The sequence below is a fragment of the Helicobacter pylori SA213A genome, from assembly GCF_000476275.1.
Taxonomy (GTDB): Bacteria; Campylobacterota; Campylobacteria; order Campylobacterales; family Helicobacteraceae; genus Helicobacter; species Helicobacter pylori_CL.
Genome location: NZ_CBOM010000002.1, coordinates 105,355 through 118,275 on the forward strand (window position 1 = coordinate 105,355; position 12,921 = coordinate 118,275).

Genomic DNA, 12,921 nt, shown 5'->3' on the forward strand with positions numbered 1-12,921 from the left:
TAATCATTTACTTTAATTCTGTAATTTGTGTAGAAACAAAACACTTATTGAGGTTTTTGTAATATTTTACTGATTTGTAACAATGCTTTTAATAGGGTTGTGGTATAAATATTCTTATCAAGGTGTGCCAAACATGCCTTGAATCTCAATTTTTGAATCTCAATTTTATGAAAGGATTTGTTATGAGTGGATTAAGAACATTTAGTTGTGTAGTGGTTTTATGCGGTGCAATGGCTAATGTGGCTATAGCTGGTCCTAGAATAGAGGCAAGGGGTGAATTAGGCAAACTTATAGGGGGTGGTGTTGGGGGTTTTGTTGGTGATAAAATTGGAGGAGCAATTGGGGTTCCTGGAGGTCCAGTGGGTATTGGATTAGGGAGATTTCTTGGTAGCACAGCAGGAGGATATATTGGGTCTGAAGTAGGCGATAGGGTAGAAGATTTTATCCGTGGCGTTGATAGAGAGCCTCAAGCTAAAGAGCCACAAAACAAAGAACCGCAAGCCCCAAGAGAACCTATCCGTGATTTTTATGATTACGGCTATAGTTTTGGGCATGCTTGGTGATCTTAAATGATCCAAGGTGATAATAACATGGATACTACAAAAGAGAACTTGAATGGCTCAAAAGAGCGTTTGAGCGACTGGGAATATCGATGGGCAGTGGCTATAGTCTATGCGGGATGCATATCCACAATTCCTTATAGCCTAGGCGCTGTCGATCCACTTTTTAGCCCTAAAGATAGTTATTATGCATGGCTAACAGTCTTAATAGCGGCTTTGTTGTCTAACCTTTTATTTGACCCACGAGGCAGGGATCGTTATAAATCCTTCCAAGTAAGATACCCTAGGTTTCTCAAAGCCATTTTTAAGGCTAGGTTTTTTGGTGCGTTTCATGACGCTGTGTTAGGAGCGAGACTAAGAGATTTTTATATGGCGCTTTTAACGATACCCTTTATTGCCGCTATCCATGAGATCTCGGCGTATTGTGGGCATCCTAGCAATCTCCTTATAGAGGGTTTGGTTATGCTTGGCTTTCTTGTGTGTTTTGGGATTTGTTCTAGGCTTTGCGCTAAATTAGGGTGGTGATTTAACCCAAATGCCATTAAATGGAGGGGGTATAAAAAATTAAAAACCTTAAAACCCATTCTTATTATTGAAAACGGGTATTTTAAGTTTTTTAAGAAACCTTAATTTGCTTCAATAATGAAAAATCCTAAAATATTATAATTATTTACTTTAATCCTGTAATTTGTGTAAAAACAAAACACTTATTGAGATTTTTGTGATATTTTATTGATTTGTAACAATGCTCTTAATGCGATTGTGGTATAAATATTCTTATCAAGGTGTGTCAAACATGCCTTGAATCTCAATTTTATGAAAGGATTTGTTATGAGTGGATTAAGAACATTTAGTTGTGTAGTGGTTTTATGCGGTGCAATGGCTAATGTGGCTGTAGCTAGTCCTAAAATAGAGGCAAGGGGTCAGCTTGGTAGAGATATAGGAGGAGACATTGGTTCAACAATGGGAGCGGTCAGAGGGCCGTTAGGGGCTGCGATTGGGGGTCAGCTTGGTCGGGAAATAGGCGATAAGGTAGAAGATTTTATTCGTGATTTCATAGACAGAGAGCCTCAAGCTAAAGAGCCTCAAACTAGAGAGCCACAAGCCCCAAGAGAACCTATCCGTGATTTTTATGATTACGGCTATAGTTTTGGGCATGCTTGGTGATCTTAAATGAGCCAAGGTGATGGGGGGGAAGGAAATAACATGGATACTACAAAAGAGAATTTGAATGGCTCAAAAGAGCGTTTGAGTTATACTGAATACAATGTGGCAATGGGTTTAGTTGCTATAATTTGTTACTCCATAGTTTTTAGAACAGCTCTTTATCGCTCAGATGTTGGTGATCCGATTTTCAACCCTAAAGATAGTTACTATGTGTGGCTAACGATTCTAATAGCGGCTTTGTTGTCTAACCTCTTGTTCAACCCAAAAGGCAGGTCGTCAGGTTATTTCATTATTGAAACTTGGCAAGGATTCCCCAAGTTTTTTAAAGCCATTTTTAAGGCTAGGTTTTTTGGCGCGTTTTATGACGCTGTGTTAGGAGCAAGACTAAGGGATTTCTATATGGTGCTTTTAACGATACCTTTTGGTATCGCTATGCATGAAATTTCGGCGTATTGCGGGCATACTAGCAACTTCTTTGTAGAGGGTTTGGTCATTTTAGTGTTTCAATATTTTCTTAAGCTTTGCGCTAAATGGGGGTGGTGATTTAACCCAAATGCCATTAAATGGAGGGGGTATAAAAAAATTAAAAAACTTTAAAACCCATTCTCATTAATAGAACAGATCCAACTTGAACTTTTCTTTTTCTTAAGTTTTTTATTGATACAATTCCAAATTTAAAAAACAAACGATTTAATTCAAATTTAAGGAAAAATTTTGATTACGGTGGTTAAACGGAACGGGCGCATTGAGCCTTTGGACATTACCAAAATCCAAAAATACACTAAGGACGCTACGGATAATTTAGAGGGCGTGAGCCAAAGTGAGCTGGAAGTGGATGCGAGGTTGCAATTTAGGGACAAGATCACTACTGAAGAAATCCAACAAACTTTGATTAAAACCGCTGTGGATAAGATAGATATTGACACGCCTAATTGGAGCTTTGTCGCCTCAAGGCTTTTTTTGTATGATTTATACCATAAAGTAAGTGGTTTTACAGGGTATAGGCATTTGAAAGAGTATTTTGAAAACGCTGAAGAAAAGGGCCGCATCCTTAAGGGCTTTAAGGAAAAATTTGATTTAGAGTTTTTAAATAGCCAAATCAAGCCTGAAAGGGATTTCCAATTCAATTATTTAGGGATTAAAACCTTGTATGATCGCTATTTGTTAAAAGACGCTAACAATAACCCTATTGAATTGCCCCAACACATGTTTATGAGCATTGCGATGTTTTTAGCGCAAAACGAACAAGAACCCAACAAAATCGCTTTAGAATTTTATGAAGTTTTAAGCAAGTTTGAAGCGATGTGCGCGACCCCCACTCTAGCGAACGCCCGCACCACCAAACACCAACTCAGCTCATGCTATATTGGCAGCACGCCGGATAATATTGAAGGGATTTTTGACAGCTATAAGGAAATGGCGTTGTTATCCAAATACGGTGGGGGGATTGGCTGGGATTTTTCTTTAGTGCGCTCCATCGGGAGCTATATTGACGGGCATAAAAACGCAAGCGCTGGCACGATCCCCTTTTTAAAAATCGCTAATGATGTGGCGATTGCAGTTGATCAATTAGGCACACGAAAGGGTGCGATTGCGGTGTATTTGGAAATCTGGCACATTGATGTGATGGAGTTCATTGATTTAAGAAAAAATAGCGGCGATGAAAGAAGAAGAGCGCATGATTTATTCCCGGCTCTTTGGGTGTGCGATTTGTTCATGAAAAGGGTTTTAGAAGACGCGATGTGGACTTTATTTGACCCTTATGAGTGCAAGGATCTCTCTGAACTTTATGGGCAAGAGTTTGAAAAACGCTACTTAGAGTATGAAAAAGATCCTAAAATCATTAAAGAATACATTAACGCTAAAGATTTATGGAAAAAAATCTTGATGAATTATTTTGAAGCCGGCTTGCCTTTCTTGGCTTTTAAAGACAACGCCAATCGGTGCAATCCAAACGCTCATGCAGGAATTATTCGATCGTCTAATTTATGCACGGAGATCTTTCAAAATACCGCGCCTAACCACTATTACATGCAAATAGAATACACCGATGGCACGATGGATTTTTTTGAAGAAAAGCAGTTGGTAACCACAGATAATAACATCACTAAATGCGCTAACAAGCTCACTAGCACGGATATTCTTAAAGGCAAACAAATCTATATCGCTACTAAAATCGCCAAAGACGGGCAAACGGCGGTGTGCAATTTAGCGAGCATCAATTTAAGCAAAATCAACACTGAAGAAGACATTAAAAGAGTCGTGCCGATCATGGTCAGGCTTTTAGACAATGTGATTGATTTGAATTTCTACCCTAACCGCAAAGTCAAAGCCACTAATTTGCAAAATAGAGCCATAGGGTTGGGGGTTATGGGTGAAGCGCAAATGCTCGCAGAACACAAAATCGCTTGGGGATCTAAAGAGCATTTGGAAAAAATTGACGCTTTAATGGAGCAAATCAGCTACCATGCGATTGACACGAGCGCGAATTTAGCGAAAGAAAAAGGGGTTTATAAAGATTTTGAAAATTCAGAATGGAGTAAGGGGATTTTCCCTATTGACAAAGCCAATAAAGAAGCCTTAAAACTCACTGAAAAAGGGCTTTTTAACTACGCTTGCGATTGGCAGGGTTTGAGGGAAAAAGTCAAAACTTTTGGCATGCGTAATGGCTATTTAATGGCGATCGCTCCTACTAGCTCTATTTCTATTTTAGTAGGCACAACTCAAACCATTGAACCCATTTATAAGAAAAAGTGGTTTGAAGAAAATTTGAGCGGGCTAATTCCAGTCGTTGTGCCTAATTTAAGCGTAGAAACTTGGAATTTTTACACATCAGCCTATGATATTGACGCTAAAGATTTGATTAAAGCCGCAGCGGTGCGTCAAAAATGGATCGATCAAGGCCAAAGCATTAATGTGTTTTTGCGCATAGAAAACGCTAGCGGTAAAACCTTGCATGAAATCTACACGCTCGCTTGGAAATTAGGGTTAAAATCCACTTATTATTTGCGCAGCGAAAGCCCTAGCATTGATGAAAAAAGCGTTTTAGATCGCTCGGTTGAATGCCATAATTGCCAATGATATAAGCTTAAATAAGCTAATCTTTGCTAAAATGAGATTTAAAATGATTTAAGGAAGATGAATGCTTTTTGCTATGATTGGTTCAGGGGGGTTTATCGCTCCCAAGCACTTGCAAGCGATTAGAGATACAGGGCATTTTTTGGATTGCTCTTTTGATATTCATGATAGCGTGGGGGTTTTAGATGAGTATTTCCCGCAATCAGAGTTTTTTACAAACATTGAAGATTTTGAAAAGCATTTAGAGCAATCTAGGGCTATGGGTAAAGAAATCAACTATTTGAGCGTTTGCACGCCCACGCACACGCATTTTGATCACATCCGTTTCGGGTTAAGAAACGGCATGCATGTGATTTGTGAAAAACCCTTAGTTTTAGACCCTGGCGAAATACAAGAATTGAAAGATTTAGAGGTGAAACACCAAAAAAGGGTGTTTAGTCTTTTACCTTTGCGCTTGCATTGCGACACGCTGGCTTTAAAAGAAAAAATTCAAAGCGAATTGGAAAAAAACCCAAGCAAGGTTTTTGACATCACGCTCACTTATATCAGCGTTCAAGGGAAGTGGTATTTTTCTTCATGGCGAGCGGATGTGAATAGGAGTGGGGGGTTAGCCACTCAAATGGGAGTGAATATTTTTGACACTTTATTGTATTTGTTTGGAGGCGTTAAAGACAAGGTTATCAATAGAGAAGAGCCTGACTGCGTGTGCGGGATACTCTTTTTAGAGCATGCCAAAATAAGATGGTTTTTTTCCATCAATCCAGAACACATGGGAGTGGCTAAAGAAAAAGTTTATCATAAAATGATTCTAGAGGGCGAAGAAGTCAATCTCACGCAGAGCTTTGATAACCTGTATATAGAAAGCTACAAACAGATTTTAGCTCAAGGGGGGTTTGGTTTAGATGAAGCTACGGCGTCTATTAAATTGGCTTATGAATTAAGAAATCTCTCAGTCAGCGAACCCAATGAAGATTCGCATGCTTTGTGTTGCAAAAACAAAACAGACCAATAAAAGCACCACTTTTAAAAGCGTTGTTTAGGGGGGTTTGGTTATTTGCATTTGATTAGAATAGGGTTGTTTTTAATTTTCTTTTAAGAGGGGGTTTTACTTTTTTAAGGGTTTTTATGGATATTTATGCGTTATACATAGCGATAGGGCTTTTTACTGGCATTCTATCAGGGATTTTTGGCATTGGTGGGGGGTTGATCATTGTCCCTATCATGCTCGCAACCGGGCATTCTTTTGAAGAATCCATTGGTATTTCCATTTTGCAAATGGCGCTTTCATCGTTCGTGGGATCTGTTTTGAATTTCAAAAAAAAATCGCTTGATTTTTCTTTAGGCTTGTTGATAGGGGCAGGGGGGCTGATAGGGGCGAGTTTTAGCGGATTTGTTTTAAAAATCGTTTCCAGTAAAATTTTAATGGTTATTTTCGCGCTTTTAGTCGTGTATTCTATGATCCAATTTGTTTTGAAACCCAAAAAAAAAGATTTTATAGCGGATACTAAACGCTACCATTTGCAAGGTTTAAAATTATTTTTAATTGGCGCGCTCACAGGGTTTTTTGCCATCACTTTAGGGATTGGTGGGGGGATGCTCATGGTGCCTTTGATGCATTATTTTTTAGGGTATGATTCTAAAAAATGCGTGGCGTTAGGGTTATTTTTTATCTTGTTTTCTTCCATTTCAGGAGCTTTTTCTTTAATCTATCATCACATCATCAATAAAGAAGTGCTTTTAGCAGGGGCGATTGTGGGATTAGGCTCTGTTATGGGCGTGAGCATTGGGATTAAATGGATCATGGGGCTTTTGAATGAAAAAATGCATAAAATTTTGATTTTAGGGGTGTATGGTTTGTCGCTGCTGATTATTTTATACAAACTCTTTTTTTAATTGATGGTTTTATACCACTACTATTTTAAGACCCCTAAGAGTTTCCCTTTAGAGTATTTGCATTTGTGCGCTAATGAGAGCCATTTGTTGAGATTGGATTTTGATACGACCAATTTTTCTCATAATACCCCTATGAATACCCCATTAAAACTCAGCGTTCAAGCCTTAGAACGTTATTTCTTGGGACAACTTTTTGAATTTGATGCGCCTTTAGATTTGATAGGGACTTCTTTTCAAAAACAAGTTTGGTCTGCGTTAATGGCTATCCCTTATGGCAAGACAAAAAGTTACGATGAAATCGCAAAACTCATTAATAACCCTAAATCTTGCAGAGCGATTGGCAACGCTAATCATAATAACCCTATTTCTTTGATCGTGCCTTGTCATAGAGTGGTGCGTAAAAATGGCGCTTTAGGGGGGTATAATGGGGGCATAGAAGTCAAAAAGTGGCTGTTAGAATTTGAAAGCAAAATTTTAAATGAGCGAGCTAAAAATTTTTTAATTTCTTAAAAATGGGGGTTTAGTTGTTTTATGGTAAAAATCATTTTTTTAAGGGAGTAGGGGGGTGTTTTTTAATTTTCTTCCCAAATGCTCGCCGCTTCTTCTAAACGCTGTTTGTCAAAATGCGTATAAATCCTACTCGTATTCAAGCTCGCATGCCCTAGAGCTTCTTGGACTAAAATCAAATCATGGCGTTTTTGATAAAGCAAGGTCGCAAAAGAATGCCTTAACATGTGCGCCCCATTTTTTTCTCGCCTGAGTCCTGCAAAATTGATGATGCGCTCCACTTGCTTATACAAATAAGCTTGCGTTAAAGCCATGCCTTTTTGGTTGCAAAACAATAAATCGTTTTTAACAGGATACAATTCCCTTTCTATGAGCCATTCTTTTAAAAGGCTCTCAATGTGGAAAGCTTTGAGCATCACCGCTCTGTATTTATCGCCCTTACCTTTAATCAAAATCGTGTAACAGCCATTTTCTAAAGTGAAATCCTTTATTTTAAGCTGCAAGGCTTCATTAGAACGCATGCCTGTAAAAACGATGATTTTAATGAGCAGGCGGTTTCTGGCACGCACTTTAGCGGACATTTCTATTTTATCAATGCTCTCTAAAAATGTTTCTAATTCTTCATTGTTTAAATGAGTAGGGAGCTTGTTGCCTGCGCTTTGATTCACTCCGCTGATGTTTTTAAGCGTGATATTATAGATATAAGATTTTTCATTTTCATCTTGATTTTGCTTGTCTATGTAGCTAAAAAGCCCGAGTAGGGCGATCCTGTAATTTTTCTTAGTGGCTAAACTCAAACCCCCGGTATAAACGCTCAAAAATTCAGCCAACATGACTTCATCTATGCTTTTGAGCGATTTTAAAGAAAGCTTTTGAGCGTATTCGTAAAATTTGAGTAGGGGCAGTGCGTAGGTGTTGATACCTAGTAATCCAACATTACGGGCTTTTTTGCAAACTTTTTCTAATTGGCTTGAGCTGACGAACGCATGATTTAGTTCGTTCAAGCATTCAAAAACCTTGTTTTGGTCTTTCACTTGGGAATTAGATAGGCTTGTGCATTTGTAACGCAAAAAGCGCCCAATCCATAGCAAAAGATTTTCTACAGGGTCTTTTAATTCTTCTAGGGGGTGTTTCATTGGGGTTTAACTTTATTCTTTCAAGTGTGTGTCAAGAATAAAAGAGCCTTCTCTAACATGACGCGCTAAAGAACCGTGGCTATGATTTTTTTCAACAAGCCGATCAATATTCTCTAGATCCAACGCTTCTCTAGGCACTTCAATAATAAATTCTAATTTTTCATCTAAAAAGTTAACAATATCAAAGATAAAATGGAATGTATTATAGTTGAAATTATATCGAATTTTTCTTATTAACGCATAAGTGATAATTGGCGGTTGATGTGGTTGAAACGATAATTGATAGTTTAAAACCTCAATAATATGATTCGATAGATCTGCTTTATTTTGTGATAATTTTTGTAACAATTGCATCTCTAGACTCTTGGGAGTTAAAATATTAACAATGGTTTTATTTTGTATAATATAAAAACCTTTGCGGACACAAGATTTCAGTATGGATTGAATTTTCAAATATGAGTGTGATTCTCTTGTTCTCATCTTAGGTAGTCTCATATCTCTCAACTTTTTTCTAGGCACATTGACAATTAATTGATGAGAATTGTCAATGTCGAAGATAAAATAGAATGCATCATCAAGCAAATTATATTCAATTTTAATTTGATTTATTTCAATGATAATATCGTTTAATAGATCTTGTTTATATTGCACTAATTGTGTCTCTAAATCCTTAGGATCTATGAAACAATAGCTAGAACCTGTATATTCCTTGCTTGCATAAGATAAAGCATTGCTGATAATTTTTTCACCGACTATCTTACCACTTTTTAAATTCTCAGCGATTTCATTGATCTTAAAGTTTTGTGCAGAGCTTTGCTTATATGTCTCATTCTTTTCTTTTTGCTGATCTCTTTCTTCAATCACTCGTGCCTTTAGTTTATTTATTGTTTCACTTGGTAGGGTTTCAGAATAGTCAAGCAAAAATGTCTCACGAAACCGCTTATAGTGCGACTTAATATCTTCCATGTGTTTTTCAAAAGTTGAGTTTATGCGAAAATCACTACTTGAATATTTATTGTCTACAAAACAATCATTATGGGGATACAATGTTATGGAGATACGATCATTTATTATTTTTTTATTTTTTATTAAAAAATCTTTATAATCTTCAATTGGATTCTCATCTAATACAAAAGAATAAAACTCATTCCTCAACTCCAAAAGAGAATCCCAAAAAGTCTTGGGGTTTGAAATTCCAATTTTAACTTTTGTAGATCCGAATTCTTTCCCAAAAAAATGCGTTCTTGTTCTTAGGAATTTTATCTCTTTTGTGTCAGTGTTTTGTGCGTCTTGCTTGTTTTCGCAATAACAAATCGCTTGTTGGATTACACAATGTATTTTGGCTAACACCAACAAGTAGTTTTTTAAATTAAATGTTGCACTCGGCTCGTTTTCATATACAAAAAACAAGCTTTCGCTAGGTCCAATAATAATCTCAACAAACCCTATAAATTCACGCTTATTTATTAAGAAAGATCTTATCTGATCTTGCTTTGTTGGTTCAGAAGAAAGGTAGCCACTCCTCATCACGTTTTCAAAATGCGATAGAATTGGTCCAATGAAAGTGATAACCCCAAAAGGCGAGCCATTATTGATTTTGTTAAAAAGCATTTGCCATTCTCCAGAATTATTGTTGTGATCAAATCTTATTATCATATTATTTATTCCTTTCTCAAAAATCTATTTTAGTTATGAAAACTGCACTTTTCAAACTTTTAAGTCAAGCCATTATACCACGCTATACCACTAACCACAATATCAAATTCCAAACAAGATTAAAATCCCCCCTTTTTTAAATAAAAATTCTTTTTTATCCTTTTTTTATCCCTTTGATTTGACAAAGCGAGCGATGCGTTCAATCCCCTTTTCAATCTGTTCTTCTGAACATGCAAAAGACAAACGGACATAGCCTTCCAATCCAAAAGCCTTTCCAGGCACTAACGCTACGCCTTCTTTTTCTAACAACTCATGGCAAAATCGCATCGAATCCCCCCCACAAAGGCTACCGATATGGATAAACAAATAAAACGCCCCATCAGGTTTTAAAGCATTCAACCCTTCAATCGCATTGATTTTTGCGTGGGCTAAATCACAGCGTTTTTCAAAAGCCTGACGCATCGTTTCAATTTCTTTATCCACCAACCCCTCAAGCACCACAATAGAAGCCATTTGCGTGATAGAATTGATATTGGAAGTGCATTGGCTTTGCAAGTTATTCATCAATTTGACTAACTTTTTATCCTTGCTCGCCGCATAGCCCATACGCCAGCCTGTCATCGCCACTGACTTACTCAAGCCGTTAATAGTAATGGTGCGTTTTTTCATCTCTTCACTCACCGCCGCGCAAGAAACAAACTCCCCTTTATAAACAAGCTTTTCATAAATTTCATCGCTAAGCACCCAAACTTTTGTCTCTTTCAAAACTTCGCCCAAAGCCTCTAATTCCGCCTTACTATAAAGCATGCCGGTAGGGTTTGATGGAGTGGTGAGAATGAGCATTTTTGTTTTGGGACTTAAGGCGTCTTTAAGCTGCTTGGGGGTGATTTTAAAATGGCTTTTTTCATCGGTTTGAATGAATTGACTCACCCCTCCGCTGTATTTCACAAGCTCAGGGTAAGTTACCCAAAAAGGCACAGGGATAATCACCTCATCGCCCTCCCCTATTAAAGCTTGAATCGCATTGAACAAGCTTTGCTTAGCGCCATTACTCACTAAAATTTCACTCAGCTCATAATCCAAGTTGTTTTCTTTTTTCAATTTAAAAGCGATCGCTTTGAGTAATTCAGGAATCCCAGCCACTGGAGTGTATTTTGTAAAGCCGTCATTTAGGGCTTTTATAGCCGCATCTTTAATCGCTTGCGGGGTGTCAAAATCAGGCTCGCCCGCTGAAAAACTTAAAATATCTTTTCCCTGCGATTTCAATTCTTTAGCGAGCGTGCTGATAGCGATCGTTGTGGATTCTGAAAGGGATTGGATTTTAGAGGAATATAACATGCTTAATCCTTGTTAAATTTTTGGACTATCATAACATGATCAAAAAGATTTTAATTCTAATTTTCAAAAAACTTTCAAAAATGTTTCAAAAGAAAGCAGTGGTCTATGCAAGAAAACTCTAATTGAAAATCCAATTAGAGAAAAACAAGCGTTTTAAATCAGAAATTGTAACGATACCCTACATAAAGGCTGTATTGACGGCGGTAAGTGAAGCTCAAATTCCCATGGTTAAAATAATAAACATTGATAGTGGGAATCTTCACGCCAAAGTCAAATTCTTGATGCCGGCCAATATGGGTGCGGATCCCTAAATTAAAAAGGAACTGGAAAATCGCCGGATCAAGGCTATAGGAAGTGTGCTTATAAGGGCTTTTAGTTTCCAAAAAGGCCCCTGTCGTATTACCCCAAGAGTTGCCTGCGATTTGAGCCCCAAAAAAGAAACCAAAACTCGCATCTTCTTTATTGATGACATTGTATAAAGTGTCAATACCCACACCATAAGTGAACATGTCAGACAGATTGCCCATTGTCCCTACTTTGGTCGCACATGGTTGGTGAAGCTCGCACACCCCACCGTTATCTGATGTCAAAGCGTTCGCTCCAAATACGGCATGCCCATAATCCATGAAGCCGTAATAGCGCGCACCAAACCATCTCTTTTCCCCGAAAAATTGCTTATAACCCACAGTAAGCCCTAATCCTTGCATAACGGCTAGATAGTCGGTTTTACCCACAGGGAACTTAGGATAGTTAAATTCACTGCTTTTGGGGGGGTTTTTAACGCTTTGCGAAGCCTGACCGACTTGATAGCTAATCCCCAAATACCAAGCGTTTTGCTCGCCTTTCACTACTTTATAATCTTTTGGTTTTTCCAATTGCTTTTGCACTTCTGTGCTACCTTCTGCTGCCAAAAGACTATTACCTAACACTACCGATAAACAGAGCGTTTTAAACACTACAAACTTTTTCATACAACATTTTTCCTTCTAAAAGTCTACATTTCGTATAATAATAACATAATAATCTATAAAAAACCTAAATTCTTAAGAAAAACACCCCTAAAACTTAAAATTTTAAATTTTCTAAGGGGTTTTAGCGGTTTGGCTCGGTGATTTTTTCTGTTTTTGGGGGGATTTTGGGATAAGTCGTTTAGGATAGTTGGAAAAATGCGTTTTTTAATTTGAGAAAATCAATTAAAGTGGGTGGTTGTATGAATACAAGAGAAAATCTTTTGGGAGATCAATTTTTAGTTGTTTAAATGTGTGGTTGAGTGGCAAACTAAAAGTGTGATCGTTGATCCAAAAATATTCCCCCAAATCTTGCTGATTTTCATTGCGATATTGGGATGCACTTTTATACCATTTTTCCATTAATTCCAAACATTCATCTCTATGATTTTCCATAACTGCCCTTAATAAAAAATTAGAGTTATAATTAAGAATTCTAAAACCAAAAATATAAGGGAAAGCTTTGAGATTGTCTTTATTTTCAAGAAAAAACTCAATTGATGCCTCTTCAGCGTTTGTTTTTATACTCTCTATACCATTTTTTATTGTTAGTGATTGTTGCTCCATCACTTCTTTAAA

At 37.3% G+C, this 12,921-nt stretch carries 11 protein-coding genes and 2 pseudogenes; 8 read left to right on the forward strand and 5 right to left on the reverse strand.

Annotated elements, in window-relative coordinates:
* Window positions 1–182: 182 nt before the first annotated feature.
* The 8 genes from QT74_RS01710 to QT74_RS01745 all read left to right on the forward strand — a co-directional run bounded on the left by QT74_RS01710 (window position 183) and on the right by QT74_RS01745 (window position 7,208).
* Complete coding sequence (locus tag QT74_RS01710; RefSeq protein ID WP_033764133.1) at window positions 183–563, forward strand: hypothetical protein; 381 nt, start codon at window positions 183–185, stop codon at window positions 561–563.
* Window positions 564–590: 27 nt separating this feature from the next.
* On the forward strand, window positions 591–1,085 hold the full coding sequence (locus QT74_RS01715; RefSeq protein ID WP_033599332.1) for a hypothetical protein: 495 nt from the start codon (window positions 591–593) through the stop codon (window positions 1,083–1,085).
* Between the two features lie 306 nt (window positions 1,086–1,391).
* Entirely contained in the window at window positions 1,392–1,727 is a 336-nt protein-coding gene (locus QT74_RS01720; RefSeq protein ID WP_033764136.1) for a hypothetical protein, read from the forward strand.
* 39 nt (window positions 1,728–1,766) lie between these two features.
* On the forward strand, window positions 1,767–2,270 hold the full coding sequence (locus QT74_RS01725; protein WP_033764138.1) for a hypothetical protein: 504 nt from the start codon (window positions 1,767–1,769) through the stop codon (window positions 2,268–2,270).
* Between the two features lie 171 nt (window positions 2,271–2,441).
* Window positions 2,442–4,808 (forward strand): ribonucleoside-diphosphate reductase subunit alpha, encoded by a 2,367-nt coding sequence (locus tag QT74_RS01730; RefSeq protein ID WP_033737777.1) that lies wholly within the window; start codon window positions 2,442–2,444, stop codon window positions 4,806–4,808.
* A gap of 61 nt (window positions 4,809–4,869) precedes the next feature.
* Window positions 4,870–5,817 (forward strand): Gfo/Idh/MocA family protein, encoded by a 948-nt coding sequence (locus QT74_RS01735; protein ID WP_033764140.1) that lies wholly within the window; start codon window positions 4,870–4,872, stop codon window positions 5,815–5,817.
* Between the two features lie 113 nt (window positions 5,818–5,930).
* Window positions 5,931–6,698, forward strand: coding sequence for a sulfite exporter TauE/SafE family protein (locus QT74_RS01740; RefSeq protein WP_000355976.1), 768 nt, complete (start codon window positions 5,931–5,933; stop codon window positions 6,696–6,698).
* Window positions 6,699–6,701: 3 nt separating this feature from the next.
* Window positions 6,702–7,208, forward strand: coding sequence for a methylated-DNA--[protein]-cysteine S-methyltransferase (locus QT74_RS01745; RefSeq protein ID WP_033764142.1), 507 nt, complete (start codon window positions 6,702–6,704; stop codon window positions 7,206–7,208).
* A gap of 62 nt (window positions 7,209–7,270) precedes the next feature.
* On the opposite strand, the gene xerH is transcribed toward QT74_RS01745, so the two are convergent.
* The 5 genes and pseudogenes from xerH to QT74_RS08490 all read right to left on the reverse strand — a co-directional run.
* Window positions 7,271–8,341 (reverse strand): tyrosine recombinase XerH, encoded by a 1,071-nt coding sequence (gene xerH, locus QT74_RS01750; RefSeq protein WP_033764144.1) that lies wholly within the window; start codon window positions 8,339–8,341, stop codon window positions 7,271–7,273.
* A 1,151-nt stretch (window positions 8,342–9,492) separates the two neighbouring features.
* A pseudogene (locus QT74_RS08880) lies at window positions 9,493–9,997 on the reverse strand (hypothetical protein); the annotation flags it as partial.
* 165 nt (window positions 9,998–10,162) lie between these two features.
* On the reverse strand, window positions 10,163–11,335 hold the full coding sequence (locus QT74_RS01760) for a pyridoxal phosphate-dependent aminotransferase (protein WP_033764149.1): 1,173 nt from the start codon (window positions 11,333–11,335) through the stop codon (window positions 10,163–10,165).
* Between the two features lie 158 nt (window positions 11,336–11,493).
* The gene (locus tag QT74_RS01765; RefSeq protein ID WP_000714993.1) at window positions 11,494–12,306 is read right to left on the reverse strand and encodes an outer membrane protein; all 813 of its coding nucleotides are present in this window, start codon (window positions 12,304–12,306) and stop codon (window positions 11,494–11,496) included.
* Between the two features lie 222 nt (window positions 12,307–12,528).
* Window positions 12,529–12,921: pseudogene (locus QT74_RS08490) on the reverse strand (P-loop NTPase fold protein); the annotation flags it as partial.